Source organism: Pedobacter sp. AC464 (genome assembly GCF_979253075.1).
On record NZ_CEEDBV010000001.1, the window covers coordinates 1,839,520 to 1,866,079 of the forward strand.

At 38.7% G+C, this 26,560-nt stretch carries 28 protein-coding genes; 17 read left to right on the top strand and 11 right to left on the bottom strand.

The window, feature by feature from the left end:
- Window positions 1–69: 69 nt before the first annotated feature.
- Together dnaK and AC0IWT_RS07880 are read left to right on the top strand one after the other, a co-directional pair.
- On the top strand, window positions 70–1,926 hold the full coding sequence (gene dnaK, locus AC0IWT_RS07875; RefSeq protein WP_471796725.1) for a molecular chaperone DnaK: 1,857 nt from the start codon (window positions 70–72) through the stop codon (window positions 1,924–1,926).
- Between the two features lie 151 nt (window positions 1,927–2,077).
- The gene (locus tag AC0IWT_RS07880) at window positions 2,078–3,109 is read left to right on the top strand and encodes an Atu2307/SP_0267 family LLM class monooxygenase (RefSeq protein WP_471796726.1); all 1,032 of its coding nucleotides are present in this window, start codon (window positions 2,078–2,080) and stop codon (window positions 3,107–3,109) included.
- Here AC0IWT_RS07880 and AC0IWT_RS07885 read toward each other — a convergent pair whose 3' ends face one another.
- Window positions 3,110–3,550, bottom strand: coding sequence for a DUF4395 domain-containing protein (locus AC0IWT_RS07885; protein ID WP_471796727.1), 441 nt, complete (start codon window positions 3,548–3,550; stop codon window positions 3,110–3,112). It abuts the gene before it with no gap.
- Between the two features lie 111 nt (window positions 3,551–3,661).
- Here AC0IWT_RS07885 and AC0IWT_RS07890 point away from each other — a divergent pair, with 111 nt between their 5' ends.
- The 4 genes from AC0IWT_RS07890 to AC0IWT_RS07905 all read left to right on the top strand — a co-directional run bounded on the left by AC0IWT_RS07890 (window position 3,662) and on the right by AC0IWT_RS07905 (window position 5,887).
- Window positions 3,662–3,913: a hypothetical protein gene (locus AC0IWT_RS07890; protein ID WP_471796728.1), complete on the top strand. Its 252-nt coding sequence runs from the start codon at window positions 3,662–3,664 to the stop codon at window positions 3,911–3,913.
- A gap of 180 nt (window positions 3,914–4,093) precedes the next feature.
- Window positions 4,094–4,546 (top strand): DUF1569 domain-containing protein, encoded by a 453-nt coding sequence (locus tag AC0IWT_RS07895; RefSeq protein WP_056871233.1) that lies wholly within the window; start codon window positions 4,094–4,096, stop codon window positions 4,544–4,546.
- A 6-nt stretch (window positions 4,547–4,552) separates the two neighbouring features.
- A complete protein-coding gene (locus AC0IWT_RS07900; RefSeq protein ID WP_471796729.1) occupies window positions 4,553–4,915 on the top strand; it encodes a hypothetical protein in 363 nt (120 codons plus the stop codon).
- A 15-nt stretch (window positions 4,916–4,930) separates the two neighbouring features.
- Complete coding sequence (locus AC0IWT_RS07905) at window positions 4,931–5,887, top strand: zinc dependent phospholipase C family protein (RefSeq protein ID WP_471796730.1); 957 nt, start codon at window positions 4,931–4,933, stop codon at window positions 5,885–5,887.
- A 75-nt stretch (window positions 5,888–5,962) separates the two neighbouring features.
- Here the strand turns inward: AC0IWT_RS07905 and AC0IWT_RS07910 are convergent, their stop codons facing one another.
- From AC0IWT_RS07910 to AC0IWT_RS07945, 8 genes are all read right to left on the bottom strand, one after another.
- On the bottom strand, window positions 5,963–6,643 hold the full coding sequence (locus AC0IWT_RS07910) for a DedA family protein (protein ID WP_056871235.1): 681 nt from the start codon (window positions 6,641–6,643) through the stop codon (window positions 5,963–5,965).
- A 74-nt stretch (window positions 6,644–6,717) separates the two neighbouring features.
- The gene (locus tag AC0IWT_RS07915; protein WP_471796731.1) at window positions 6,718–7,395 is read right to left on the bottom strand and encodes a DUF4397 domain-containing protein; all 678 of its coding nucleotides are present in this window, start codon (window positions 7,393–7,395) and stop codon (window positions 6,718–6,720) included.
- A gap of 68 nt (window positions 7,396–7,463) precedes the next feature.
- Window positions 7,464–8,144, bottom strand: a complete 681-nt coding sequence (locus AC0IWT_RS07920; protein ID WP_471796732.1) for a DUF4397 domain-containing protein — start codon at window positions 8,142–8,144, stop codon at window positions 7,464–7,466.
- Between the two features lie 82 nt (window positions 8,145–8,226).
- Window positions 8,227–9,351, bottom strand: a complete 1,125-nt coding sequence (gene dnaN, locus AC0IWT_RS07925) for a DNA polymerase III subunit beta (RefSeq protein WP_056871238.1) — start codon at window positions 9,349–9,351, stop codon at window positions 8,227–8,229.
- 33 nt (window positions 9,352–9,384) lie between these two features.
- Window positions 9,385–11,067 carry a gliding motility-associated ABC transporter substrate-binding protein GldG gene (gene gldG, locus AC0IWT_RS07930; protein ID WP_471796733.1) on the bottom strand — a complete coding sequence of 561 codons (1,683 nt, stop codon included), beginning with the start codon at window positions 11,065–11,067 and terminating at the stop codon, window positions 9,385–9,387.
- Window positions 11,064–11,786, bottom strand: a complete 723-nt coding sequence (gene gldF, locus AC0IWT_RS07935; protein ID WP_471796734.1) for a gliding motility-associated ABC transporter permease subunit GldF — start codon at window positions 11,784–11,786, stop codon at window positions 11,064–11,066. The genes gldG and gldF overlap by 4 nt, the downstream gene beginning before the upstream one ends.
- Before the next feature lie 175 nt (window positions 11,787–11,961).
- The gene (locus tag AC0IWT_RS07940; protein ID WP_471796735.1) at window positions 11,962–12,669 is read right to left on the bottom strand and encodes an ATP-binding cassette domain-containing protein; all 708 of its coding nucleotides are present in this window, start codon (window positions 12,667–12,669) and stop codon (window positions 11,962–11,964) included.
- 56 nt (window positions 12,670–12,725) lie between these two features.
- The gene (locus tag AC0IWT_RS07945) at window positions 12,726–13,646 is read right to left on the bottom strand and encodes a glycerophosphodiester phosphodiesterase family protein (RefSeq protein ID WP_471796736.1); all 921 of its coding nucleotides are present in this window, start codon (window positions 13,644–13,646) and stop codon (window positions 12,726–12,728) included.
- 333 nt (window positions 13,647–13,979) lie between these two features.
- On the opposite strand from AC0IWT_RS07945, the gene AC0IWT_RS07950 reads away from it, so the two are divergent.
- The 5 genes from AC0IWT_RS07950 (at window position 13,980) to AC0IWT_RS07970 (ending at window position 19,045) form a co-directional block, all read left to right on the top strand.
- Entirely contained in the window at window positions 13,980–15,623 is a 1,644-nt protein-coding gene (locus tag AC0IWT_RS07950) for a glycine--tRNA ligase (RefSeq protein ID WP_471796737.1), read from the top strand.
- Between the two features lie 221 nt (window positions 15,624–15,844).
- The gene (locus AC0IWT_RS07955; protein ID WP_471796738.1) at window positions 15,845–16,720 is read left to right on the top strand and encodes a DUF6252 domain-containing protein; all 876 of its coding nucleotides are present in this window, start codon (window positions 15,845–15,847) and stop codon (window positions 16,718–16,720) included.
- 169 nt (window positions 16,721–16,889) lie between these two features.
- Complete coding sequence (locus AC0IWT_RS07960) at window positions 16,890–17,729, top strand: ThuA domain-containing protein (RefSeq protein ID WP_471796739.1); 840 nt, start codon at window positions 16,890–16,892, stop codon at window positions 17,727–17,729.
- Between the two features lie 57 nt (window positions 17,730–17,786).
- Window positions 17,787–18,194: a helix-turn-helix transcriptional regulator gene (locus AC0IWT_RS07965; RefSeq protein WP_471796740.1), complete on the top strand. Its 408-nt coding sequence runs from the start codon at window positions 17,787–17,789 to the stop codon at window positions 18,192–18,194.
- 86 nt (window positions 18,195–18,280) lie between these two features.
- Window positions 18,281–19,045, top strand: a complete 765-nt coding sequence (locus AC0IWT_RS07970; RefSeq protein WP_471796741.1) for an SDR family NAD(P)-dependent oxidoreductase — start codon at window positions 18,281–18,283, stop codon at window positions 19,043–19,045.
- Window positions 19,046–19,104: 59 nt separating this feature from the next.
- Here the strand turns inward: AC0IWT_RS07970 and AC0IWT_RS07975 are convergent, their stop codons facing one another.
- Window positions 19,105–20,301: a C40 family peptidase gene (locus AC0IWT_RS07975; RefSeq protein WP_471796742.1), complete on the bottom strand. Its 1,197-nt coding sequence runs from the start codon at window positions 20,299–20,301 to the stop codon at window positions 19,105–19,107.
- A gap of 138 nt (window positions 20,302–20,439) precedes the next feature.
- Here AC0IWT_RS07975 and AC0IWT_RS07980 point away from each other — a divergent pair, with 138 nt between their 5' ends.
- The 6 genes from AC0IWT_RS07980 to AC0IWT_RS08005 all read left to right on the top strand — a co-directional run bounded on the left by AC0IWT_RS07980 (window position 20,440) and on the right by AC0IWT_RS08005 (window position 25,945).
- The gene (locus tag AC0IWT_RS07980; protein WP_471796743.1) at window positions 20,440–21,126 is read left to right on the top strand and encodes a CAP domain-containing protein; all 687 of its coding nucleotides are present in this window, start codon (window positions 20,440–20,442) and stop codon (window positions 21,124–21,126) included.
- 224 nt (window positions 21,127–21,350) lie between these two features.
- Window positions 21,351–21,863, top strand: coding sequence for a GtrA family protein (locus AC0IWT_RS07985; protein WP_056871249.1), 513 nt, complete (start codon window positions 21,351–21,353; stop codon window positions 21,861–21,863).
- Between the two features lie 438 nt (window positions 21,864–22,301).
- Window positions 22,302–24,080: an aromatic amino acid hydroxylase gene (locus tag AC0IWT_RS07990; protein ID WP_471796744.1), complete on the top strand. Its 1,779-nt coding sequence runs from the start codon at window positions 22,302–22,304 to the stop codon at window positions 24,078–24,080.
- 25 nt (window positions 24,081–24,105) lie between these two features.
- Window positions 24,106–24,807, top strand: a complete 702-nt coding sequence (locus AC0IWT_RS07995) for an SDR family oxidoreductase (RefSeq protein WP_471796745.1) — start codon at window positions 24,106–24,108, stop codon at window positions 24,805–24,807.
- A gap of 109 nt (window positions 24,808–24,916) precedes the next feature.
- Entirely contained in the window at window positions 24,917–25,291 is a 375-nt protein-coding gene (locus tag AC0IWT_RS08000) for a magnetosome magnetite crystal formation protein family (protein ID WP_056871252.1), read from the top strand.
- A gap of 105 nt (window positions 25,292–25,396) precedes the next feature.
- Window positions 25,397–25,945 carry a C40 family peptidase gene (locus AC0IWT_RS08005; RefSeq protein ID WP_471796746.1) on the top strand — a complete coding sequence of 183 codons (549 nt, stop codon included), beginning with the start codon at window positions 25,397–25,399 and terminating at the stop codon, window positions 25,943–25,945.
- 2 nt (window positions 25,946–25,947) lie between these two features.
- Here the strand turns inward: AC0IWT_RS08005 and AC0IWT_RS08010 are convergent, their stop codons facing one another.
- Window positions 25,948–26,550 carry a YdeI/OmpD-associated family protein gene (locus AC0IWT_RS08010; RefSeq protein ID WP_471796747.1) on the bottom strand — a complete coding sequence of 201 codons (603 nt, stop codon included), beginning with the start codon at window positions 26,548–26,550 and terminating at the stop codon, window positions 25,948–25,950.
- Window positions 26,551–26,560: the final 10 nt, after the last annotated feature.

A 26,560-nucleotide genomic window follows, 5' to 3' on the forward strand; every position in this document is an offset into this window, starting at 1 on the left:
CCGCTTTAATTTACAACATTAAAACATTTCAGCCCTGAAACATTGCAACAATCTCCGTAAATTCGCCACATGGCAAAAATATCAATTAACCTTGCTACAGGTTCGTTTCAAAAGGAAGAAATTATAGTAGGAATAGATTTAGGCACAACAAATAGTTTGGTTGCCTTTATCAATCCTGATAAAAACCCGCAGGTAATTAATGATGCCGGTAAAGGACTTTTAGTGCCGTCTATAGTTTATTTCAACAACCAAAACGAAGCAATTGTAGGCAATGAGGCAAAAGAATATTTAACCACAGACCCTGCAAACACAATTTTTTCCGTAAAACGCTTACTTGGCCGTTCGTATAAAGATGTTGCGGAACATAAAGATATTTTCTCTTATAAAATTATCGATGATGATAGCGATGCTTTGGTGAAAATCCAGGCTGGCGACCGGTTTTATACCCCAATAGAATTATCAGCCGAAATTTTGAAAGAGCTTAAGGCCAGGGCCGAGCATGCTTTAAAAACACCAGTTAACCGTGCGGTGATTACGGTTCCTGCCTATTTCAACGATAGCCAGCGCCAGGCAACACGTGATGCCGGGAAACTTGCAGGCCTTGATGTGATGCGCATTGTAAATGAACCTACCGCCGCCAGTTTGGCTTACGGTATCGGTTTAGATCCAACTGAGCAAAAAACCATTGCAGTTTACGATTTAGGTGGCGGAACCTTCGATGTGTCGATTCTGCAGATACAGAATGGAATTTTCGAGGTTTTGGCCACAAATGGGAACACTTATTTAGGTGGAGATGATTTTGACCGTGCCATTTTAAACCATTGGATAGAAAAAAACAATCTTGATTTCGCCAGGGTTGCTACCGATAACATTCTAATGCAAACCTTGCGTTTGCAAGCAGAAGCTGCGAAGAAAGCTTTATCGACCCAGAATTTATACAATGAAAAGGTTGGTGATATTTGGTGTACATTAGATAAACAGACGTTCGAGCAACTCATCTCAACAAAAGTTGAGGAGACGATTTCGGCATGTAAAAACGCTTTGAAAGATGCTGACTTGAGCTCAGAAAATATTGACGAAGTAATATTAGTTGGTGGCTCAACCCGTACCCCTTTTGTAAAGCAAGCTGTAGAAAATTTCTTCGGCAAAAAGCCGCAAGATAATATTAATCCTGATGAGGTTGTTGCGCTTGGTGCCGCCATTCAGGCCGATGTTTTGGCCGGAAACCGTTCGGATATCCTGCTGCTTGATGTTACGCCACTTTCATTGGGTATTGAAACCATGGGTGGTTTAATGGATGTAATTATTGCAAGAAACAGCAAAGTTCCGACCAAGGCTGGCCGCCAATACACCACTTCTGTTGATGGGCAGGTAAATATGAAAATTTCGGTTTATCAGGGTGAACGTGATTTAGTGCAGGAAAACCGTAAGCTTGCCGAGTTTGATTTAAAAGGAATTCCAGCGATGCCGGCCGGTTTGCCAAAAGTAGATATTAACTTTTTGCTAAATGCTGATGGCATTTTGACGGTTCAGGCTATTGAACTTAGATCTGGAGTAAAACAGGAGATTGAAGTAACACCAAGCTACGGTTTGAGTGATGATACCGTTGAGAAAATGCTTTTAGATAGTATTGAGTTTGCACAGAGTGATGTGCAGCAGCGTATGTTGATTGAGGCCCGGAGTGAAGGTGAACAGTTACTTTATACCGCAGAAAGATTTATAGAAAAGCATGCTGAACACCTAACAAAGGACGAAATTTCTGAAACGAAAGTTCATATCGAAGCATTGAAAACTGCCCTTGCCACCCAGGAAAAAGATATTATCCTGAAAAAGGCGGATGAACTTAACGAGTTTACCCGGCCATTTGCCGAACGTGTTATGGATGCTGCGATATCTACCGCAATGAAAGGTAAAAAAATAGAATAGGTAAATCAGTTAATTCTTTCTAAAAAATAAACGGACTGTATTTACAACTGTTGCATTGCGGGTGGTTTGCATGCCCTTTGATTTTTTCTTATCATACATCAAAATTTCTTTACCGCTAAGCTGTTACCTTTGAAACATAAATTTTAGCAATATGGAATTAGGTATCGGCATGTTCGGAGATTTGCAAATTAATGCAAAAGGAGAAATTCAGTCTGCGCAACAGAGACTTCAGGAGATTATAGAAGAAATTAAATTGATGGATGAAGTAGGATTAGATTTCTACGGCATTGGCGAACACCACCGTCCTGACTATGCCGTTTCGAGTCCTGAAATTATTTTAGCCGCTGCTGCAACAGTTACTAAAAACATCAAGTTGAGTAGTGCTGTTTCGGTTCTAAGTTCGTCAGACCCGATAAAACTATATCAAAATTTCGCAACTGTCGACTTGATTTCGAACGGAAGAGCGGAATTGATGGCTGGTCGTGGAAGTTTCATCGAATCTTTCCCATTATTTGGTTACAATCTTGAAGATTACGATGAACTTTATGAAGAGAAATTAGAATTGCTGTTGAAAATCAATAAGGAAGCAAAGATAACCTGGAAAGGGAAATTCCGGCCTGAATTGGTTAATCAAGAGGTTTTGCCAAGAGCAGTTAACGATAATTTAAAAATATGGGTAGCTGTTGGCGGTACACCCGAATCTGTTGAAAGAGCAGGACGATTAGGTTTGGCTGTAATGTTTGCCATCATCGGCGGTCAGCCTGTGCAATTCAAACCACTTTTCGATTATTACAAAAAAGTTTATCAGGCTTACGGCCACGATATGAATAAATTCGAAGTTGGCGTACACATGCACTCGCTGTTTGGCGAAAACAGTCAGGAGGTTTCTGACTATTATTTCCCATTATATTCTGCCCAAATGAACCGTATTGGCAAAACCCGTGGTTGGGCACCGTTTCAGCGAAACCAGTTTGAGGCCGGCAGAAACAGCAATGGCGCACTAATTATTGGTGACGCGAAGGAATCGGTTGATAAAATCTTGGCAATGGAAGAAACCTTTGGCCTTACTCGTTTTTCCGCTCACATGGATGTTGGCGGGCCGTCACATGCAGCAATGATGAAATCGATAGAAATTTTTGGAAACGAAATTGCGCCTGCTGTTAGAAAAGCATTGCATAAATAGTTACGCTTTTTTACGTTTAAATACTTGTAGAAAAGTATAAACGTAACATCCTACGCAGACGCCAAATAGGCTTTCGAGTAATGCAAACATGACCATTATGGAAATAAGAATTAAGGTCGCATTAGCAAAGCTAAAAAGAAATGTTGCGGTAATCAGCAGGCAAAATACAAAGCCCATGGTTGCCGCAAATTTTTTAGGTGCCAAATCCGTCATCGTTGGCTTTAAATTCAAAGCTTTCGAAATATTCAGGGCAATCAATTTCAGTAAACTAAATTTTCCGTTTCCAAAGGCCCTCGCAGCAAAATCCACAGCTAATAAGCTTATTGCCCAATAATTTGAAAACGCAATACAGCAGATCGCGATCATAGCAACCATGAAGGCTACAATCCTAACAACATTTTCGTTAACTCTTTCAGCAGATATCGGGCAGGATAATTCCATATTTTTTTGCTTAAAGGTAAAGAATTATCATTATCAATAAAATATTTTCCTTAACCTTGCATATTCCAGCCCTATATTTAACAATGTAAATTACACAACACCAAATATAGCATGGATAACTCCGAACAGCTAAACCTGCTTTTAGTTAAGCTGACAAATTTACAACTGAGACAACAAGGTTTCGAAGCAGAAATTTTCGCTTCAAAGCAGCCGGTTGAAGGACTGCAACATGGAACAGGCTGCATCGCTGAACGACAGAATCCCTTTCCTGTTAAAATTGGAGTAAAAACGAAAAATTCCCCACCAATAGTTTATCGAAGGGAATCTAATCTGCAAGATTGGTATCCTCATATTAACATTTGATGTATGTATCGGGAGCGAAATATGCAATAGATAATGATGCGATCACACCGCTCAAGCGAATAAATTTAAGTTATACGCTTGGCGCACCGCGAAGAACGCTCGCAATCAAACTCAAACAAAAACATCGAAACTTCAAAGCTTTTTCAAGATATCAAAATATAAAAAACAATAAATACAAACATGAAAAACATTTTTCAAGCCGCAGTAACTAGCGAAGTAATCGAAAGAATTAACAAATTAAATCCTTCAACGCCACAGCAATGGGGTAAAATGAACGTTTCGCAAATGCTGGCACATTGCAGTGTCAGCTATGAAATGGTTTACGAAAACAAGCATCCAAAGCCCAACGCTTTAATGAAATTAATGCTGAAAGCTTTCGTAAAAAATGTCGTGGTTAGTGAAAAACCGTATAAACGGAACAGTCATACTGCTCCTTCTTTTATAATTACCGATGAAAAGGAATTTGAGAAAGAAAAAAATCGCTTAATTTTATACCTACAACAAACGCAAGAGTTGGGCGAAAGTCATTTCGACGGAAAAGAATCGCTTTCGTTCGGAAAACTTACTAAAGGTGAATGGAACAATATGTTTTATAAACATTTAGATCATCATTTAAATCAGTTTGGTGTTTAAGTAATTATGATTAGAAAAATTTTAGCGGTTATAGTTGGTTATGCAATTTTTGTGATAACATCGCTCTTATTGTTCAAAATTTCTGGGCAAAAGCCACATGCTGATGCCACGAACTTTTTCATTATTTGTAGCGCAATTTATGGTGCACTTTTTTCGATTATAGCAGGTTACGCCACAAATCTAATTTCAAAAAGCAGCACCCTTAATGTAAATTATATACTTGCTCTACTCATTGCAGGCTTTGCAAGTTTCTCGCTCTTCAAATCTGAGGGAAATCACTGGACTCAAATTCTGGCGATAGTGATTTTCGCCCCAATTTCGATTTTAGGGGGAATGTTAGCTAAAGGTACAAGGTTCAAAAAGCCCTAAAGACTATCTTCAATTATGAAACGATTAACGATACTGATTGCGTTAATCATCCCTTTATTTTTTTGTACATCGTGGGGTTTCTTTGCACACCAGAGGATAAATAACCTGGCTATTTTTACTTTGCCTTCGGGCATGATAGGTTTTTACAAAAAGGGCATCAAATACATTACAGAACATGCTGTAGACCCAGATAAGCGGCGTTATGCTGACACATTGGAGGCGCCCCGGCATTACCTCGACGTCGAAAATTATGAAAGCGATATTGACAGCATCCCAAAGAAATATAATGATGCTTTAGCAAAGTATGGATTGAAGCATTTGAATGCCAATGGTATTGTTCCATGGCAAATTCAACGAACCTATTATAATTTAGTAAAAGCTTTTAAAACGAGAGATTCCATTAAGATTTTGAAGTACGCTGCTGACTTAGGGCATTATATTGGTGATGCGCATGTGCCTTTGCATACAACAAATAATCACAACGGACAACTCACAAATCAGGCTGGCATCCATGCATTTTGGGAAAGCAGGCTGCCCGAACTATTTTCTACAAACTATAATTTCATCGTGGGCAAAGCGCAATACATAGAAAATCCTTTAGAGGAGAGCTGGAAAATTGTGAAACATACACACAGTTTGGTTGATAGCGTATTAACTTTTGAGGCACAGTTAGCTGCATCGTTTCCGTCTGACAAGAAATATAGTTTTAGCGAGCGAAACAACACGGTATTAAAACAATATTCTACAGCATATTCAAAAGCTTACCACGATAAGATGAATCATATGGTAGAAAAGCAAATGCGTTCTGCGATTCTGGAGATTGGCTCCTTTTGGTATTCGGCCTGGGTAGATGCTGGTCAGCCTGAGTTAAAAGACCTTGTTAAAATAGATTTAGAACCTGAGGAAAAGCAGATGCAGGAAAATGTAGAAAAGAAATACCGTAACGGAATTCCGATAGGAAGAGAATTATAAAATCTCTATTCTACTACCAACATAAGCGATTTTATATAATCGAAAACGCTATGCTACCTTTTAAAAAAATTTTTGCTATTTTGAATCTTCCCCTTCAATAATCTCTTCTATTTTTTTAGGCTGCATTCTGCTTTTAACGGCAGCCCAAATTGCGGGAACAAAGGTTACAACGGCAATTGTTAAAATAACAATCTCAAAGTTATTTTTGATGATTGGAATTTGTCCTAATAAATAGCCGCCTACAAGCAATGCGAAAATCCAGGTAACACCCCCAATAATGTTGTAATAAGTAAAGCGGCCGAACGGCATTTTTGCAATTCCAGCTACAAATGGTGCGATGGTTCTGAAAATAGGAAGAAATCTGCTTAACATTATTGCCTTACCACCATGCTTTTCGAAAAACTCATGAGACTGGTGATAATACTTAAGCTTTAAAATTTTATTTTCCTCCTTAAAAACGCCGGAACCCAAAACGGTACCGAGTTTATAATTTAAGGTGTTGCCGGCAATCGCTGCAACAATTAAAATCAGCAGCATTAGCCATATATTTAAACCTGTGTTTCCGCCTGCTATTAATGCACCTGCTGCAAAAAGTAAAGAATCTCCTGGTAAAAATGGTGTAACTACGAAGCCGGTTTCAGCAAAAATAATTAGGAATAAAATAAGGTAGGTCCAAGTCTGGTAATCGCGAATGATTTCTGCTAAGTGAACATCTATATGGGCAATAAAATCCCAGAGTTGTTGTAATAATTCCAAAGTTTCTGATTTTAGGCAAAAGTAGGAATATCAAATTGATTAAAAGAGTATTCCAGAGTTATTAATAAAATTAATTAGTTATTGGTGATTAAGCGTTCGCGAAGTTTGCCTGTGCCAACACCTTTAGTCACGCCGTCTATTAGAATAGTGTATGTTTTTCCTTTGGAAAAAATGGTCGGAACAATAACATCAACCACATTAGCAGAATCTACCAAATTGAACGACATTTTAGAGGTTGAATCGGCTTTGAGCGAAATGTAACCCGTTTTTTCACCGAAGCCTAAAGTGGTTGTCATTGCTGGCGTTTTTATATTTACCTTGGAGCGCAGCGTGTAGCCGAGATTGATAAAAAGAACCCGTGCGCTATCTCCGTTAGGTGTTAAATCATCCTCATATATTTTTAGCAGCGAATCCTGTGAAGAGGTTTTATAATAATAAACAGAATAATTTCTACCCACCCTCAGTTTTTCGCTGATAGAATCACTTACATTTTGAGTGCCGGTATTTTTAGCCAGAATAGTGTAAAGCTTATCTGCTGCCGTTACTGCGTAAGCGCTGTTTGTACCGTAGCCCACAGAATTGGATACCAATACATTATTCAGATAAAAATCCTGCGAAGGGCCGTCTACTACGTTTATAAGGCGGACTTTAGTATCTAAATCGGTATTATCGCTTTTCACGCAAGCGGTAATCAAACAAATTGCTCCGCACAAAAAAAGAAGTTGAAAAAGCAGGGATGGTTTGTCGCTCATGTCGATTCGGTAAAAATGAACTGTAAAGATAGCCTTAGTATTCTAAATATTTAATGAAAATACAAACTCTAATTATCTACAATTAAATGTGCCTCTAAAGTAGAAGCGGTTAAGCCGCTAAACCAAATAGAATAAATTTTACCAGGTATTAGCTCGGTTGCCGCAATTGTTTTGATGCTTCCGGAGCCTACTACATTGTACCTGATTGCTGCACCAGCCTCGAGGTTAAAGTAGTTCGATGCTTCTTTGAAAAGTAAAGCGTTTACAAATGGCGAACCCGCCTGTATACTCACATTTATCCCGGTGTTAAAAAAAGGCGTTAAGTTGATAACTCTAAATTTCGCAGTAGCGATGTCTGCATTGCTTAAATTATCTTCATAGTTAAGTATTTCCCTGTTTCCGTTTCTATCTGCAACTAAAAATGTACTATAGGTTATTGATGGGGTAAAGTTTAAACTTGCATCGGTGTTCAAGTTATTGGTATCAATATAACTTAAAGTCCTGTTTCCCGAAGGAATTTTAACGTATTCACTTGTTTCGCCAAAGGCTAAAGAATTGGTTGTCATTTTTTGCTTATCAACAAAAACATCTTGTTTAACATCTGTTTGCACAGCGTTTACTACTTTGATTTTAGCTTGCCCATTAACGATAACATCCGGATTTTTTTTGCTACAGGATGCAAAGAATGTGATAAAAAGAACAAGCACGCCTGAGAAGCGTAGTGAGACACGTTTTGTAAAGATTTTCATAGGTAGTTGTATTTGGTATTAACAAAAATGGCTTGGTCAAAAACCAAGCCATTTCCTATGAATAAACTAAAATTTTAGTCGATTAATAACTATTATTTAGCATTACCGGCATTACCAGCATTAATACATCTTCATTATCATCATTTGTTTGAGGAATAAGCAGCCCTGCCCTGTTCGGTGTAGAAAGTTCAAGCGTTACTTCATCGCCACTAAGGTTGCTGAGCATTTCGATTAAAAACCGGGCGTTAAAGCCTATTTCCAGGTCTTCACCATCATATTGGCAACTTAAACGTTCGTGAGCTTCGTTGGCAAAATCCAAATCTTCAGAAGAAATATTCAATTCACTTCCATTAATTTTTAAACGAACCTGATGGGTCGTTTTATTTGCAAAAATTACCACTCTGCGAAGTGTGTTTAAAAACAAGCTTCTGTCGATAACTAACTTATTTGGATTATTTTGCGGAATAACTGCCTCATAATCAGGATAACGCTCGTCTATTAAACGACACACTAAGTTTATGTTTTCAAATTTAAAGAAAGCACTTGTGGCGTTATAGTCAACAGAGACGTTAATATCGTTTGATGGCAGTGCCGCTTTTAGAAGTGTTAATGCTTTTTTAGGCAAAATAAATGATGTTGCTTTATCTGCCTTGCTATCCATACGACGGTAACGAACCAACTTATGGGCGTCAGTAGCTACGAATGTAATGTGTTGCGGAGATAACTGGCAGAAAACACCAGTCATAGCCGGCCGTAATTCATCATTACTAACTGCAAAAATGGTCTTTGTTATTGCTTCAGTTAAAACTGATGCGGGAAGATTTACCGATGAAGCATTTTCTACAACTGGAATTTTCGGGAAATCGTCGCCATTTTCGCCGCTCAGTTTATATTTACCGTCACCAGCACTAATTTCGATAGCGAAAGTAGCATCATCAATATTGAAAGCAATCGGCTGATCTGGTAAAGTTTTTAGCGTATCAAGCAGAATTTTTGATGGAACAGCTACTTTGCCTTCTTCTTTTGATTCTACAGCCAAAGCCGTTGTCATACTTGTTTGTAAATCAGTGGCTGATATAGTTAAATTACCATCTTTGATTTCGAACAGAAAATTTTCTAATATAGGTAAAACAGTACTGCTGCTAGATGCACCATTAACTGTTTGCAGGTGTTTTAATAAAGTTGATGTGGATACAATAAATCTCATGATATCAATTAGTCTTCTTCAAAAATATAAAAATTATTTAGCGTACTTGTACTTGCGGTAATAATGTTGAAAAATTGCAAAGAATATTAACAATAGCATGGGCGCAACAATATTTACAATCTGCCACTTGGTTTTCTCGATTTTAACTTTTGCCCGGTCTAACAGCCTTATTTTAACGTCTTTATTACGCAAAGCGATTAAGTTATCATCATCAGTAAAATAATCGGCAATGTTTAGCAGTAAAGCTTTGTTACCATAGGTACGCTGTGTATAGCGGTCAAAACCTAAAGGCAAGGGCGAATTGTCTTTTGCCACCACCTGATTCTTAAAAATATCGCCATCTCCTATCACAACCATTTTGGCGGGTTTGCCTACCGCAGCATTGGTATACGGCGTAGAAATACCCGCCGGAAGCGGTCGGCCGGAAAAAACTGAAGAAAAATTTCCCTCTAATAAAACACCAGCACTTTGTAACGGATTACGAAATGTTTCCGGATCCGGCTGTTCTGCAAGCATTTGAAGCGAAAATAATTTAGGCACATTAAATACCTTATTAAAATTAGAAGTGGTTAAAATGTTTGTCTTCTTTATACCTTTGGCGCCAATGGTATCAACCGTACTGGCGAATTCTGCTTTGATGCCATCTAAATTTTTAACCACGCTAGCATCCGTATCGGGCAGCAAAATCGGGTAGTAAACCCAGGGAACAAGCTGTAATTGAGGCTGGCCACCAACTACGCCGGTAGAAACCGGAATCTCCGCAGCATTCTTATCCGCAATGATGTTATAATTTATTCTGGCTCCGTAAATAAACAACATATCATCAAGGTTTAAAGCCTTATTGAACACCATCTGACTGCCTTTACCTCTCAAACTGTCGAGCTCTGCTGAAATCTGGTCGATGCTCCACAGCACCCGTCCGCCGTTCATCACAAAATAATTTAACTTGTATTTCTCCGTTTCCGAAAACTCCGTTTGGGGTTTTACCACAATCATCATTTTCAGTTTATCTAATCCGGCCTTATCAATTGTATTCAAATCCACGCGACCAACCTCATAACTATTCGCAAGCGTGTGCATTGCATCATATAGCTGTAAATCAGATGGTTCGCCATTAGATTCAGTAAAACCAATCCTCGGATTATTTCCGGTAAGCACCTTTTTAATGCTTGAGGTAAAGATATACTCAAGATTTTCGATAGAGCGGTTTATATTATCTTCGTAACTGCCCCCGGCATCAAGGTTTTGCAATAGTTTAACAGGCATCTGCTTTCCATCACTTTCTATCATTGCCATCGGGAAAACGAGTTTTTGGGTTAAGCCACTTTCTGTTTTTACGCTCAAATTTGTAGCTTCTATTCCTTGTTGATAAAGATTGTTAATTACCGTATCCTGGTCTGCAGCGCTTAAGCCTGTTAAGGGGTCAACAAAAACAATTTTCAAATTGGCTTTGGAATAGGCTTTATAATCAGCCAATAAATCCTTTACCGAAGTCTGCAAGCGCTTAAAAGCGGCGGGCAACTTTCCATCCAGAAAAACAGTTACAATAATTGGCTTCTTCGTATCGAGCAGTAGCTTTTTTGTTTTATCATTGAGGGTAAATCTTTTATCAGAAGTAAAATCGAAGCGGTGGAAAAAATAATGACCGCCAACGTTTAGTAAAACCAATGCAAGTAACACAACAAAAAGGTTAAGCCATTTCTTTTTCATCATCATTTCCTCCCGGTGGCCAGTTTTGTGAATAATAAAAACAGAACAGAAAAACTGATAAAATAAATTAAATCGCGAGTATCTAAAACGCCGCGACTTATCGATTGGTAATGCTGATTAATACCTAACGAGGATATGGTTGTCTCGAAACTCTGCATCGAAAAGATTTCACTTGTATAGTCAAATCCTAAAAATGCAAAGGCACATAAAGCTGCAGCAATTGCGAATGCGATAATTTGATTTTTAGTTAATGAGGAGGCAAAAATACCCATTGCGGTAAAAGCCGAGCCTAATAGAAACAAACCAATATAAGAGCCAATTACTGAACCTGAATCAATATTCCCTTCCGGCAAACCAAGTTTTGAAATCGAATAATAATATATCAATGTTGGTATTAGGGCGAGTAAAACTAAAATAACACAGGCTAAATACTTTGCCCAAATGATTTGCCATTGGCTAATTGGCTTGGTGACTAACAGTTCGTATGTACCTTCCTTTTGTTCTTCGGCAAAAGAACGCATGGTAATTGCCGGAATCAAAAACATAAATAAATAGGGCACAAGACTAAAAAAACCGCCAAGGTCGGCATAACCATAATCTAGAACAGAAGTATCAGGAAAAAACCAGAGCAAAAGACCGGAAACAGCAAGAAAGATACCGATGGTAATATAGGCAACCATCGAACTTAAAAAACTTAACAATTCGCGTTTAAATACTGCGTACATACAATTTTAAATGCCGAAGATATGAAATATTGAAGCAAAAAAGCCAATTTCTTCTTCGTAAAAAAGCGCTGGTTACGAAATGGGAAATGCTTTACTGGTCAGCGAATCTGATGTTTAGGAAAACGCTTCTTAAAGAAAAAGACTTATCAATAAATTGATTACATCAACCTCGATTTTAAGCAGTTAAGGTTCTAAAAATTTCTTCTAAAGAATGTTGGCTATGATTTTGTTTAATGTTTGCAAGCGTGTCATTTGCCACAATTTTGCCCTTGTTTATGATGATGATGTCATCGCAAATTGCCTCTACTTCCTGCATGATGTGGGTAGAAATTACGACCGTTTTGTTTTTGCCAAGTTCTTTAATAAGTGCTCTTATATCCACCAGCTGATTCGGATCTAACCCTGAAGTTGGCTCATCTAAAATCAAAACCGCAGGGTTGTGGATAATCGCTTGCGCCAAGCCTACCCGCTGCCGGTAACCCTTAGATAGCATTCCTATTTTTTTGTGCTGCTCGGGCGTTAAACCGACCATTTTTATTACCTCATCAACTCTTGCAGGCAAATTTTTTAATTGATACGTTTGGCCAATAAAGCGGAGAAACTCCTTTACGTACATTTCTGTGTAAAGCGGTGTATTTTCGGGCAAATAACCCATCTGTTTTTTGGCTTCGATTGCGCTCGTTAAAATGTTTTTACCCGAAATTTCAGCATCTCCAGATGTTGGTTCCAAATATCCGGTAAGCATACGCATTGTAGTGGATTTCCCTGCGCCATTTGGACCAAGAAAACCCAATATACGCCCTGGTTTTGCCTCAAAACTTATCGAATCTACGGCCTTTTGCTTATCGTAATGCTTAGAAAGATTTCTTACTGAAATACTCATATAAAATTTTTTAACCAAAAGATTTGCCTAATATCAGGCACAAATTCCAGCTGTGGTTAATTAACGAATGATGACGTAAGCTTCTTATTATACCGAAACTTATCAAGCTCTTCGGCTGCCTGTGGAAGGTTATCACCCGACAAAATATCCGCTCCATTGTTTACCAGGTGATAATAAATATTTCTTGCAGGGCTGGCAATTGCACTTTTATCAATATTGCCCATTGTTCCGAGGATTGTAGTTATTCCTTTTTCATGCAGAAAATCATACAAGCTTTTTTCAGGTGCGCTTACACCCACAAATGCTACAATTCTATCGTTTGGTATACCTAAATTGTTCAACCGTTTTAGCTCCGCCTTTTTCTGCACAGAGGCTGAAATCATTAAATCGGGCGCCAGCTGATGTACTTCCTGAGCCTGGTTTGCTGTATACGTAATAATGATTGAATTGCTTTCTACCTTATATTGACGAACTTTTTCAATTACCCTGGCATATGAAACACCTTTTTTCAAATCGATGGTAAGCAAAGCCTTTCCTTTGCTCCAGGTCAACACGCTGTCTAAAGTCGGGATTTTAAAGTTTGTTTCCTTACCATCATTGTCTTTCAGGTAAAATGCTCTTAGTTCTTCGTAGGTGTAATCGCCTATATTGCCTTTCCCGGTCGAAGTTCTATCCAACTTATCATCATGCATGATGACCATAACCGAATCTTTACTGTAAGCAATATCAAATTCGATAATAACCGGGTTATAAGTGGTTGCGTTTTCGAAGGTTTCGATACAATTTTCTGGAAAGCCAGCCATTGGCCCGCCTCGGTGAGCGCTGATTAAAGGAAAACGATTTTCTGGCGACCACTTTAAAAACTTATAGAGTTCTGCAGTTTTATTAAACTTAATATAGTGATGAACTTTTTCTTCCTGCTTGCATGATGCAAAAAAGATTATCACCGACAGAAAAAGCAAATGGTAAAATTTCATGTTTCAAAAATAGAAAAAAATGGAAGATGTAAGTTGCAAAACAGAATTCTTGTTTACCGCAACAAGGTATAGTTGAATTTATAGATTTTACTTCGATTGCTCCACTGCAACAAACAGGCATTCGGAAAGCGTCAACTGTTCAATATTATGATTGCCAGGCGAGGCCGAGTAGACATACAGACATTTGCATTCAGCATAAAGATTTCTGAAAAGCATAGTTTAAAGTGCGGTAAAGCATTAGGTTGGATATTTCAAATCCTTAAGGTTGCCGGTTAAAAACCTTAAAGCCTAAACCTTTAAAGCCCCCGCCTTTTTATTATCTTTGCCACCATTATGGCTCAAAAGAATAACGACGAACAATTTAAAAATGTAATATCACACGCTAAAGAATACGGCTTCGTATTTCAGAGCAGCGAAATATATGATGGCTTAAGTGCCGTTTACGACTATGGCCAATTGGGTGCCGAGTTGAAAAACAACATTAAAACCTATTGGTGGAAAGCCATGGTACAGATGCATGAAAATATTGTGGGCATCGATTCCGCAATTTTCATGCACCCGAAAGTTTGGAAAGCCAGCGGACATGTTGATGGTTTCAACGACCCGATGATTGACAACAAAGACTCGAAAAAACGTTACCGTGCCGACCAGTTGTTAGAGAATAAAATTGATGAATTATATGCTGAACTGGCAAATTTCTCACCAGAAAACAAAGTAAAATTTGAGAATTTTCAACAAGAAATACTTGGTTTAAGTGACGAAGGGCAGGCAAGCTGGATTCCAAGTTTTAAAGATGGGACCGGCATTTTAGAGAATTCTGAATACCCTTTTATTGATGAGCCCAGCTGGAGATTTGTTAAAAAAGGCTTAGCGCTTGAGGTTGAAATGAATTTAGCATTGAAATCAGAAAATTTAGCGCAACTAAAAGATTTAATTGTTGATTACAAAGTAATCTGCCCAATTTCTAAAACTTCAAACTGGACCGATGTTCGCCAGTTTAACCTGATGTTTAGCACGCAATTTGGTGCAATGGCCGAGGGAAGTGATGAGGTTTATCTTCGTCCGGAGACTGCACAAGGTATTTTTGTAAACTTCTTAAATGTTCAAAAATCTGGAAGAATGAAAATTCCTTTCGGCATTGCACAAATTGGAAAAGCCTTTAGAAATGAAGTGATTGCCCGCCAGTTTATTATGCGTATGCGTGAGTTCGAGCAAATGGAAATGCAATTTTTCGTTCGGCCCGGCGAAGATAAAAAGTGGTTCGAATACTGGAAAGAGGCTCGTTTAAAATGGCATAAAGCATTGGGAACTGCGCCAGAAAAATACCGTTACCACGACCATGTAAAACTGGCGCATTATGCAAACGCGGCAACCGATATAGAATTTGAATTTCCTTTTGGATTTAAAGAAGTTGAAGGTATACACAGCAGAACCGATTTCGATTTAACGCAGCACCAGGAATTTTCTGGCAAAAAAATGCAGTATTTCGATAACGACCTTAACGAAGATGGAAAACCTTACGGTAATTACGTTCCTTATGTGATTGAAACTTCTATTGGTTTGGATCGGATGTTTTTATTAACCATGATTAATGCCTTTGAAGAACAAGATCTAAGTACGGAAGACAAACAGGATAGCAGAACGTTGCTACGCCTCCATCCTGCTTTGGCACCATATAAAGTAGCCGTTTTTCCGCTAACCAAAAAAGATGGCTTACCAGAAAAGGCCCGCCAGATAATGGATGAGCTAAAATTTGATTTTAACTGCATTTATGAGGAGAAAGATGCTATTGGAAAACGTTACCGCCGCCAGGATGCTGTTGGTACGCCATTTTGCATCACTGTAGACCACCAAAGTTTAGAGGACAACACCGTTACAATTCGCCATCGCGACAGCATGGACCAGGAACGGGTTGCAATTGCCGATTTAGCTGGCATCGTTGGAAAAGCAGTAAGCTGGAAAACGCTACTGGCCTAAAAACACAAACTGAACTTAACTCGGTAGGTTTAAATTATATTTTAACCGCAGGTTTTTAAAAGCCTGCGGTTTTTTTATCTGACGATTAGACCCTGCATTCATCGAACCCTCGCTGAAAAAGGATTTACTTAAAAAATTAAGGCTTGGCCAAAAAATCTAATTGAAGCTTATTTAAATTATTTTATCTTAGCAAGTAAATTAAACCATAAAAAATTACGCTCGTGAAGGTATTCCATAAATTTTGTCTGCTGGCATTAACATGCATTTTATTCAGTACATCTTGTAAAAAATCCATCGATTACCACCCAGAATGGGATACATCATCAATGAGTGGCAAAATAGATGGCGTATTACTGAATTGTCCAATTGCATCAGCGCAAACCTATAATCTTGGCGCCAATACAACACTTCAGATTATTGGAAATAAAGGCCAAAGCGGGTTCAGCTTAGTCATAAATGATTTTAAAGGCGTTGGCACCTATAAAATAGCCGATGGAAATGCCGCAGTTTATCTCCTGGCCGGCCTGCCGCAAACCGACTCTTATATGGCTACCACAATAGGTACAATTACCATTACAAGTTATGCCGAACAGAAAATGATAACCGGAACTTTTGAGTTTAAGGGACAAAATTTAGCAGGCACGGAAACCAAAACCATTACGGAGGGACAATTTAAAATTAGTTTAGTACCAGTAAAACTACCTGAAACCAATAGCAGCACAAACAATTTAAATGTAAAAGTTGATGGTGTTGCAATAGGCTTCACCGGAGAAGCAATTTCTGTAAATGTTCCCATAATTGGAAACAGCCTGTCTATTTTAGCTGTAAATGGCGAAAAACGAATTGTACTGGGGATTCTTGGATACAAAGGAGTTGGAACATATGTACTGCCAGTTGACGGCATTGGCGCTTATATGAAAGATCAAACACCATCTGGTTCATTCTCATCAGAAAACGGAACAGTAAAAATTACGAGCGAAACCAATGGCAGGCTAAAGGGAACCTTTGAATTTAAAGCGCCAAATGAAGATAGCACCATAAAAACAGTTGTAACCGTTACGGAAGGAACTTTCGATTTGCCACTTAGAAAAGGTTAGGCGTATTTTGCGTAAAAAAGGTTCGGCGTAAATGTAGTTAGCACTCTGGCTTTCAGTTAATAATATCAATCGATTGAAAACGCTTTGAGAACACAAAAGCGTAGATTGTTGCCTGAATTAAAAAGCTGTAAGGTTGCTTTTGTTAATTTTAATTATAAAAACTTAACAAATGACTGGAAAATTTTTGCCACTACTGATTTTATCATTTCTCACGCTTTCTATAGCTGCGCAAACTAAAACACCAAAGTTTAGTGTAATTGCATTTTATACAGGCAAGAACGACCTGGCGCATGTCAGTTTTGTAAATGAAGCCAATAAACGACTGCCTGAAATGGCCAGGCAAAATAATTTTAGTTATGATTCTACATCGAACTGGGCTAACTTAAACGAGAAATTTCTTTCCAGGTACCAGGTTGTATTGTTTCTGGATACAAGGCCGGAAAAAAAAGAACAACGCGAGGCTTTCCAGAAATACATGGAAAATGGTGGTGGTTGGATGGGCTTTCATTTTTCCGCTTTCGCACTGGAAAAATCTGCTTACAATATGGATTGGGATTGGTACCACAATACGTTTTTAGGTTCTGGTGGCTACGGCAGCAATACCTGGAGACCAACATCTGCCACACTGAAAGTCGAGAAAAAAAATCATCCGGTAACTAAAAACCTGCCCAATACTTTCAAGTCCCAACCAAATGAATGGTACCGCTGGCAAAACGATTTGAGAGAAAATAAAAACATTACCATTTTACTTGCCATAGATTCAACAAGTTTTCCGTTAGGAACCGGCCCCAAAGCGCATGAAATTTGGCATAGTGGTTATTATCCTGTTGTTTGGAGCAATAAAAACTACAAAATGGTGTACGTAAATATGGGGCACAACGATATGGATTACGAGCATAAATACGATAATACAAACAAATCACTTTCTTTTACCTTTGATAATGAAACTCAGAATAAGATGATTTTAAACAGCTTGATTTGGTTGGGTACAGGTAAAAAAGTAAAGTAATGCCTTATTTTGCACACTTACGGTTTATATTTGGCTAAGCAAGTAATAAAACAATAAATGAAAATCCCTCAGAAATTTTTTGCCCGCCGACATGAAATTGCCGCTGACTATTTAAAGGAACTCGATAAACATTTAGATGATATTGTGGCTGGCAGGGCAACGGAAATGTTTGAGGTTAGGGATTTTGCAGATTTAATACATGTGCATCCAACGCACCTCAGCAATACTATTAAAGCCGCAACCGGGCATTCTCCCTGCTTCTTTTTTGAAGAACGTTTAATGGAAATATCGAAATCGATGCTACAAAATGTAAGTATGCCAATTGCTGAAATTGCAAGAATTTTAACTTACGATCCATCAAATTTTACCAAGTTTTTTAAACATTTCGCTGGCCAAACCCCAAAACAATATCGTGAGCATTATTTTCTATCGCTAGCCGAAAAAAAGGAAACCTTCACCATATAAAACTTAAACACTCACCATTTTAACTTAAGCTGTCACCATTTTTACCACCACTTTCCATTTAACTTTGTTTATCAAATTAAAAGAAAATGGAAACAAAAAATAAGGTTGTACTCGTAACCGGCGGCAGCCGTGGATTAGGCAAAAATGCTGCTATTCATTTAGCAAAAAAAGGGCTGGATGTAATTCTTACTTATCAGTCGAAAAAAGAGGATGCAGAGGAAACGGTTGAAGAGCTAAAAACTATCGGTGTAAATGCGGCAGCACTGCAACTAAATGTTGGAGATGTAAAAACCTTCGATGCGTTTTTTGCAGAAGTGAAGTCTTTACTCCAGACAACTTTCCAGTCAGAAAAAATCGATTACCTGGTTAATAATGCTGGTATTGGAATCCATGCGCCATTTGCAGAAACGACCGAAGAACAGTTCGACAGCCTGGTAAATATCCAGTTTAAAGGCGTATTCTTTCTAACTCAAAAAGCGCTTGCATTGTTAAATGATGGCGGTGGTATCGTTAACGTTTCAACAGGCCTCGCTCGTTTCGCTTTGCCTGGCTACGCCGCCTATGCATCAATGAAAGGCGCAATGGAAACGCTTACAAAGTACCAGGCTAAAGAATTAGGTGCAAGAGGAATTAACGTAAATATTGTTGCTCCAGGCGCAATAGAGACTGATTTTGGCGGTGGCGTTGTTCGCGATAACGAAGAGATGAATAAAGGAATTGCTTCTCAAACAGCGCTTGGCAGAGTAGGTTTACCAGATGATATAGGTCCTGTTGTTGCATTTTTATGCACCGAAGAAGCTAAATGGATTAATGCACAACGCATCGAGGCATCTGGCGGAATGTTCTTGTAATTTAATAAATCGAGTTTGTCGGTAAATGAAGGTTTACCGACAAACTATTTTCCTTTCAGCTACTTCCCATACCACTCATGTTCGGCAACTCTGGTAATTTCGGGCTTCCCAATCTCGGTTAAAAACCGCCTTGCACTTACCAGTGTTTTGCTCTGATGTTCGTCATAATTTGCAGTTTCTGGAACCAGGCTACTCACCTTAACCATGCCTGCAGACTGGATAAATTCTCCTTTGCCCATATATATTGCGGTATGCGTAACCCTTCCACCGGTAATCCCACGTCTTTTCGCTGCTGAGAAAAACAACAAATCGCCAGGTTGCAAATTTTTCAGACATTTTTCAACGCTGATTGAATCAGCGTCCAGAACATCAATTCCTGTCCCTACTAAAGCTTGCTGAGACGCATCTCTGGGAATGATAACCCCATTCAGGAAATAACTCGTTTTGGTAAAACCACTGCAATCTACCCCTTTTATTGATGTACCTCCCCACAAATAAGGCACGCCAATTAACGTCTTGGCCGTCTCCAAAATCGCATCAGCACTTGGGTTGGCTCTTTTCTCCCATTCAGAGAATAGCTTCGCTTCGGTCTTTTTAATATAACCAATTCGCTTATCCGGAAAACCAACTTTATAATAACCTCTTTCTTCGGCTAGTACCTGTAAAATATTTCCTTTAACCAGGTCAGAAACCCGGGTCGAATTTACATCGGCTTTGCTAAACGCATGGCCGAAATCAAAAGTATAAATTATTCGTTTTGAGTTTTTCCAGGATTCAAAAGCGTCGGCATTCATTAGGCTTACCGCAGTTGCATCGGTGTAAGAAAGATAACCATCTGGCGTTTCAACCAAATAATAGCCACCTTGTTTTTTTAAAACCCGAACTGGTGTTCCTAAAATCATTTGCGTAAGCATTTCAGCAGAATTTTGAGGCGCAGAGCGGTTATTACAAACCGATAAATTCGCCAAACCGTAAGTCATACCGCCTAAACTTTGTGACGGCAGCAATGCATTTACTTTGGTAAAGCCTTTAATCCCTGGCACCCGTTTATCTATTGCTGTTAAAGCACTTTCCGAACTGCTTTCCACAAAAATTGTGTCGCCTTTGGTTTGAACATTGAAGTAAACCGAGCGCTTATCTGGCGCAAATTCTTTTTTTACCTCAATCGATATCTGCCTAAAAGCCGCCGTATCAATCTGGGCTTTCAGCGAAACTGAAAGAAATAAAGGGCAACACAACAAAAATATTTTCTTCATGATTGGTTAAAATTACAAATTTTAACATTTTGCCATCTGCAAAAAGCTGTAACTAATTGCTTACCGAGGCAACAATGTTAAATTTCGAAAACAAAGAAATAAATCTGTTTTACAAACGTTATCCATCAAAAGCCAGGCATGAGTAGAACCTTTTATTTTGTGACGCTGTTAATTATTCTTGGCGGCAAGGCCTCTGCGCAAACCTGGACAGATGCCGAATTTAAAAGAGCAAACACAGCTGCATTTTCCGATTACCTAAGCAACGAGGAAAAGAATATCGTGCTGTACATGAACCTGATACGTATTGACGGAGAGAAGTTCTATTACACATTTCTGCAGGATTACATAAATAACTACAACGAGAAAGTTAGAAGGTATAGAAACTACAACGAGCTCAAAATTGCCAAAAACAACAGTTATTACCTTTCGTTACTTAAACAGGTACGGGTAAAAAACCTACCAATGTTCTACCCTGACGAAAGACTTACTGAATTAAGCAGAAGCCACGCCACAGACTTAAACAAAAATAATTTAGATAGCCATGAAAGCAGCAACGGAGACAAGTTTAACAAAAGGCTGGCAAAATATTTTCCTAATAAACCAATGAGTGAAAACATAGGCTTTGGCTACTCGAACAGCCTGGATATTGTTTGTCACTTGCTTTTAGATTGTGGTGTTCCTTCGCTAGGTCACCGTTTCAATATACTCGATCAGAAATACAAATTAAACACAATCGGCATAAGCATTCAACCGCATCCATCTTATAGCTGGTGTGCGGTAATAGATTTTGTGGCGCAACCTACCTTTTACACCAGCAACCCATAAAATACGTGAAAAAGTAAATTTTGCGGATAACATTCAGGTATATTAAATCTGCTTTTGATTAAAACAGAATAAAATCGCCCAACTGGTAGCAGAAAAAACACCACACAAACCTTGCAGACTTTTTTAGTTACAATTTCGAAAGAAGTTTGCTAAAAAAATTACCTTTGCCCCATAACTATTTAAGCAGAAGCTTCCCACTTCTTTTTGATTACATTTGATTAAGCATGCGCAAAGCAATTTTAGCATTAATAGATTTCTTTCATCCACCTTTTAAAGGCTTTATTTCTCAACATAATTTCAGGTACCTGGCCACCGGAGGTGGAACCTTACTTCTTGGTATTTTAAGTTACTATTTTGCTTACTTTTTTATCTTCAAAAGTCAAGAGGTAAACTTCGGCATTATTGTACTGCAGCGGGAAACAGCATCGCTATTGGTTGATTACAGCATTGCCATACCCACAAGTTTTTTGCTAAACAAATATGTAATATTTACCCATAGCGAATTAAAAGGCCGCGTACAGTTTTTCCGTTTTTTGAACCTTCAGTTTATAAATATACTGGCCAACTATGTTCTCCTTAAATTTTTGCTCGAGCTTTTAAGAGATTATCCAACCTTAGCCATGCTATCGAGAATTGCAGTTTCGGTTTTAATGGCCCTTTTTAGCTACCTATATCAACATTATTTTACATTCAGTGTAAAAAAAATCGGAAGCAAAAAATCAGGTCCCAAGCTTTAATTTTTTTTAGAAAAGCACTGCCTGCATCGTTTTGGGTAATACAGTCCCGCCCCCGTTTCAAGTCCGCAGCTCGTACCTCGCTTTGCGGGCTTTACACTTTGGTCGGGTTTAAGTGGCAAGGGTTTAGCAACTACTATCGTTTTTTATAGCAGTTGCCAAAAACCGCTGTTGCGTGTAAAAACTGCGTAGCTAAACGGGATGGCAGCGATATCCTTTTTCAGCTACTTCGTTCGCTAAAGCAGCACAAGTCCGAAAAAGATTTAGCGAACAGCCCGACGAAACAATTAGTTGAAATGCTGCCTTAGCTTTGCCAAAAAACCTGATTTTTAGGCCGGCGAAACTTTATTTACCTGTTGCTGTTAATTTAAGCAACGGCTTTCTTGCTTAGGTTGCCGCAAGCAGTTAACTTAGGCACCAACTAACTTAGTATAATACTTAATGAGCGATTTTAATGATTTTAACAATGCCCAGGTAGCCAAATTACCTAAGCATTTAAAGCAATTCATTGTTGCGCAAAACTATGAGAAATACACACCTATAGACCAGGCTGTTTGGCGATATGTGATGCGCCAAAATTACAGCTATCTTAAAAATGTTGCTTATTACCCATACATAAAAGGCTTACAACGAGCAGGATTAAGTATAGAATACATTCCGGATTTGCAAACCATGAATGATAACCTCGGCAAGATTGGCTGGGGCGCTGTAACAGTAGATGGTTTTATTCCGCCCGCTGCATTTATGGAATACCAGGCTTACCGGGTTTTGGTTATTGCCGCAGATATTCGCCAGATAAACCATATAGAATACACACCGGCTCCGGATATTATCCACGAAAGTGCCGGCCATGCCCCTATTATTGCCGATACGGATTACAATAATTATCTAAGCTATTTTGGTTCTATCGGTGCCAAAGCTATGTTTTCGGAAAAAGATTTTGAGCTTTATGAGGCAATAAGAAAACTTTCCATTTTAAAAGAAGCCGTGGCTACTGATGAAAGGGCAATTGCAAAGGCGGAAAAAGAGTTACGCTACATTAGCGAAAACATGGGCGAACCGTCGGAGATGGCCTTGCTGGGCCGTTTGCACTGGTGGACTGTTGAATACGGCCTGATTGGAACTTTGGAAAACCCAAAAATTTATGGCGCTGGTTTACTTTCGTCTATCGGCGAAAGCGCTTCCTGTATGCAAGCCGACGTTAAAAAACTTTGGTATAATATGGAAACCATAAATTATCCGTACGACATTACCAAAACCCAACCTCAACTGTTTGTTACAGCAACTTTCCAAAATCTTATTGATGTGTTGGAGCAGTTTGCCGACACCATGGCTTTTAGAAAGGGAGGAACAGAGAGCATTATGAAAGCAATTGCCTGCAAAAACGTTGCTACAGCCGTTTACAGTTCAGGCTTGCAGGTAAGCGGGGTTTTTACCGACATTGGCATAAGTGCAAATGATGAGGTTACATTTATTAAAACTACTGGACCAACGGCTTTGTCATTCGCTGGCAAACAACTTTTAGGGCACGATAAGCACTACCATGCAGATGGCTTCTCTTCACCTGTAGGAAAGTTAAAAGATGCAAAAAAACTGCTCGAGGACTATACCGAAGCCGAACTTTTGGCTACAGGAAAAGATGCCGGCGGCAAAACAAAACTAACCTTTGAAAACGGGATTATTGTTGAGGGCCTCATTGCAGGCATTCTGCAAGAACATTCGAAGATAATTTTAATAACCTTTACCGATTGCTCTGTTACCGAAAACAATGGTAATATTCTATTTAAACCGGAATGGGGCAACTATGACATGGCTGTAGGTGAAAAAATAGTTTCAGTATTTAATGGCGCAGCAGATAAAGATGCATACGAAGAAATAACATTAATAAGTGGCCAGAAAACAAATCGGGTAACTTATGATGAAAAGACGATTAAACTGCACAATTTATACAAACAAGTTAGGGCAATCCGGGAAAAAGGTGAAGGTATGGAGCAGCTTGAACACATATTTGGGCAATTAAAAGCTATTCATCGAAACGATTGGCTTTGTGCTCTGGAAATTCTGGAACTCGTTTACCACAAAAAAATTTATCATCAGCTCGAAAAAGAAATTACGGTTTACCTTGAAATAAAAGCGGGGAAAGAAGCGGAGCACACTAAGTTGATAAATGATGGTTTGCATGTGATTAAAAATCCCGTTAGCCAGTTAATTACCGAATAGTTAAGATTGCAAAAACATAAACATAATGAACATTATAATTACCGGCGCAAGTAGCGGGATAGGATTTGAAACCGCATTAGAATTTAGTTTACAAAAAGAAAATAAAATTGTTGCCATTGCCAGAAGTGCAGAAAAGTTGCGGAAGCTCTTAGAAATCGCGAAGGGAATTAATCCGGATTGTAACCTTTTACCAGTAGAGTTCGACATTGTAAATGACGATTATGCCGCCCTTATTCCTTTTTTAAAAGAAAGATTAGGCACCGTTGATATTCTGATAAACAACGCCGGAGCGTTGATAAATAAGCCATTCGTTGAAACTACGGAAATTGATTTAGGTGCAATGTTGCAAAGCAACGTTGTTGCCCATTTTAAGATGATACAAAATACGCTCGCACTCCTGCAACCTGGAAGCCACATTGTTAACATTGGCAGTATGGGCGGATTTCAAGGTAGCGTAAAATTCCCAGGCTTAGCAGCGTATTCTGCAAGTAAAGCTGCGTTACATGCCTTAACAGAATGTTTGGCTTTCGAATTAGCTGAAACGGGTATTAAAATAAATTGCCTTGCGCTAGGCTCTGCTCAAACTGAAATGCTGGAAGCCGCTTTTCCGGGTTATCAAAGTCCGGTAATGGCTTTCGAAATGGGCAAATATGTTGCTGACTTCGCCAGGACTGCCCATAAATTTTTTAACGGAAAAATTCTGCCAGTAGCTGTTACAACGCCATAACGGAGCAACCGAATAGCAAGCAAAAAAATTGTCTGATTGTTATTTCGAGTATTTTATCATACTTCCCATATATTTTATTAATTTAAATTAAATAAACTAAATCTAACATATGGAAACAAACAACAATTTCACAACAACAGACAGCGGTAAAACTGCTGGCATCATCAGCTACTTTACAATTATTGGTTGGTTGATAGCCTATTTTGCAATGCATAAGGATAACAGAACCGAATTGGGAAGCTACCAATTGAGGCAAACACTTCTATTCGCAATTGTTTCGATAGCGGTGGGCTGGATACTTGCCTTATTAATTGGAACGTTAATGGTTGCAACAGGAATAGCTGCATTAATCTATATAATTTACCTGTTTAGAATCGCTTTGTTTATCATCTGGATAATTGGTTTAATAGGCGCAATTAACGGCGAGAAGAAACCGATTCCTTTCATCGGTGAAAGAGCACAAACAATGTTCCCCGGCATTTAATTTTTCAACAAAAATGGCCTTAGCTTAGCTGAGGCCATCTTGTTTCAACTGATTTTCAACACTTTAAATGGGTTAAAAAAATTTTTCTATCTTTGGCCCCAACATATGAAGAAAATATTAATACCAATTTTGTTTTTCATTTTGTCTGCGACAGCAGTAAAAGCCCAAACAACACTACCTGTTCAATACCAGGAATTAGTTAAAAAACTTGCCGCAAGTTTGCCTAAAACTTCCGAAGAGCCAGTTAAAGAACCGAAACCTACAAACTCTACAAGTCTTATCGATTTTGCTAAAAGCATGCTGGGTATACCCTATCGTTATGCAACCAGCAACCCCAAAATTGGTTTTGATTGCTCTGGTTTTGTGAGCTACGTTTTCAGCAATTTTGGCTTTAAAGTTCCGCGTTCTTCAAGAGAGTTTAGCGCTGCAGGTAAAGAAACTACCATCGAAAACGCGAAAGTGGGTGATGTTTTAATCTTTACAGGAAGTAACTCGAAGGTGAGACGAATTGGCCATGTTGGCATTGTTTATTCGATTGATGATTCAGGAATTAAATTTATCCACGCTTCCTCTGGCAAATCTCACGGGGTAACCATTACGGCGTTTAATGGCCATTATAAAAATCGTTTCATGAAAATTGTAAGCATCTTATAAGCTTACTTCTTGTATTTCCACATTCTTGTTTTCCCGTCTGCAATCCACTCTAATGCAGTTTCGAGCCGCTTCTGTCTGGTTGTATCCGTTTTAGCCTCCAGCAACCACTGCACGTATTCTTTTTTATTGGAGTTGCTAAAATTTTGAAAGGTTGCCAATGCCTTTGGCTCTCGCTGCAGGGCATCAATAAAATATTTGGGTACATCAAGTTCCTTTGGCGCCGATTTAGGCTTTGGTGGCAGACTGATGCCATCTTCATTTAGCTGTATCGCCTGCTGGATGTATGCTATTAAAATCTCGTCTTCTGGTAAATCCTTAAAAGATTTTATTTGCCCCAGCCAACCCATCGCTTCCGAACGGTCTTTAAATATTTTATAGTCATCATTCATTAGTGATGCTTTCCAAAAGCCAAATGCACAATGATTTTTAAATGCGGCCATGTGGCAAACGGTTCCCTTGAAATCGAAAAAAGGCATACTCCATTTGATTTTTTCCTCAATTCTGGGATCCGCACGGTGCACTAAATTCCTTAAATGTTCCAAGATAGGAATTGCAAACTCAGCAGAATTTGCGATGTATTGATCTACCCCTACAATTGTATGCATAACAGATTAT

Excerpts from the sequence above, each read along its gene's own strand:
- dnaN (WP_056871238.1), bottom strand. The coding sequence starts at position 9,351 with ATGAGATTTATTGTATCCACATCAACTTTATTAAAACACCTGCAAACA.
- dnaK (WP_471796725.1), top strand. The coding sequence starts at position 70 with ATGGCAAAAATATCAATTAACCTTGCTACAGGTTCGTTTCAAAAGGAA.
- AC0IWT_RS07975 (WP_471796742.1), bottom strand. The coding sequence starts at position 20,301 with ATGAAGAAAATATTTTTGTTGTGTTGCCCTTTATTTCTTTCAGTTTCG.
- AC0IWT_RS07940 (WP_471796735.1), bottom strand. The coding sequence starts at position 12,669 with ATGAGTATTTCAGTAAGAAATCTTTCTAAGCATTACGATAAGCAAAAG.
- AC0IWT_RS07895 (WP_056871233.1), top strand. The coding sequence starts at position 4,094 with ATGAAAAACATTTTTCAAGCCGCAGTAACTAGCGAAGTAATCGAAAGA.
- AC0IWT_RS07905 (WP_471796730.1), top strand. The coding sequence starts at position 4,931 with ATGAAACGATTAACGATACTGATTGCGTTAATCATCCCTTTATTTTTT.
- AC0IWT_RS07920 (WP_471796732.1), bottom strand. The coding sequence starts at position 8,144 with ATGAAAATCTTTACAAAACGTGTCTCACTACGCTTCTCAGGCGTGCTT.
- AC0IWT_RS07960 (WP_471796739.1), top strand. The coding sequence starts at position 16,890 with ATGACTGGAAAATTTTTGCCACTACTGATTTTATCATTTCTCACGCTT.
- AC0IWT_RS07995 (WP_471796745.1), top strand. The coding sequence starts at position 24,106 with ATGAACATTATAATTACCGGCGCAAGTAGCGGGATAGGATTTGAAACC.
- AC0IWT_RS07990 (WP_471796744.1), top strand. The coding sequence starts at position 22,302 with ATGAGCGATTTTAATGATTTTAACAATGCCCAGGTAGCCAAATTACCT.
- AC0IWT_RS08010 (WP_471796747.1), bottom strand. The coding sequence starts at position 26,550 with ATGCATACAATTGTAGGGGTAGATCAATACATCGCAAATTCTGCTGAG.
- AC0IWT_RS07970 (WP_471796741.1), top strand. The coding sequence starts at position 18,281 with ATGGAAACAAAAAATAAGGTTGTACTCGTAACCGGCGGCAGCCGTGGA.
- gldG (WP_471796733.1), bottom strand. The coding sequence starts at position 11,067 with ATGATGATGAAAAAGAAATGGCTTAACCTTTTTGTTGTGTTACTTGCA.
- AC0IWT_RS08005 (WP_471796746.1), top strand. The coding sequence starts at position 25,397 with ATGAAGAAAATATTAATACCAATTTTGTTTTTCATTTTGTCTGCGACA.
- AC0IWT_RS07890 (WP_471796728.1), top strand. The coding sequence starts at position 3,662 with ATGGATAACTCCGAACAGCTAAACCTGCTTTTAGTTAAGCTGACAAAT.
- gldF (WP_471796734.1), bottom strand. The coding sequence starts at position 11,786 with ATGTACGCAGTATTTAAACGCGAATTGTTAAGTTTTTTAAGTTCGATG.
- AC0IWT_RS07885 (WP_471796727.1), bottom strand. The coding sequence starts at position 3,550 with ATGGAATTATCCTGCCCGATATCTGCTGAAAGAGTTAACGAAAATGTT.
- AC0IWT_RS07985 (WP_056871249.1), top strand. The coding sequence starts at position 21,351 with ATGCGCAAAGCAATTTTAGCATTAATAGATTTCTTTCATCCACCTTTT.
- AC0IWT_RS07980 (WP_471796743.1), top strand. The coding sequence starts at position 20,440 with ATGAGTAGAACCTTTTATTTTGTGACGCTGTTAATTATTCTTGGCGGC.
- AC0IWT_RS07880 (WP_471796726.1), top strand. The coding sequence starts at position 2,078 with ATGGAATTAGGTATCGGCATGTTCGGAGATTTGCAAATTAATGCAAAA.
- AC0IWT_RS08000 (WP_056871252.1), top strand. The coding sequence starts at position 24,917 with ATGGAAACAAACAACAATTTCACAACAACAGACAGCGGTAAAACTGCT.
- AC0IWT_RS07915 (WP_471796731.1), bottom strand. The coding sequence starts at position 7,395 with ATGAGCGACAAACCATCCCTGCTTTTTCAACTTCTTTTTTTGTGCGGA.
- AC0IWT_RS07965 (WP_471796740.1), top strand. The coding sequence starts at position 17,787 with ATGAAAATCCCTCAGAAATTTTTTGCCCGCCGACATGAAATTGCCGCT.
- AC0IWT_RS07900 (WP_471796729.1), top strand. The coding sequence starts at position 4,553 with ATGATTAGAAAAATTTTAGCGGTTATAGTTGGTTATGCAATTTTTGTG.
- AC0IWT_RS07950 (WP_471796737.1), top strand. The coding sequence starts at position 13,980 with ATGGCTCAAAAGAATAACGACGAACAATTTAAAAATGTAATATCACAC.
- AC0IWT_RS07945 (WP_471796736.1), bottom strand. The coding sequence starts at position 13,646 with ATGAAATTTTACCATTTGCTTTTTCTGTCGGTGATAATCTTTTTTGCA.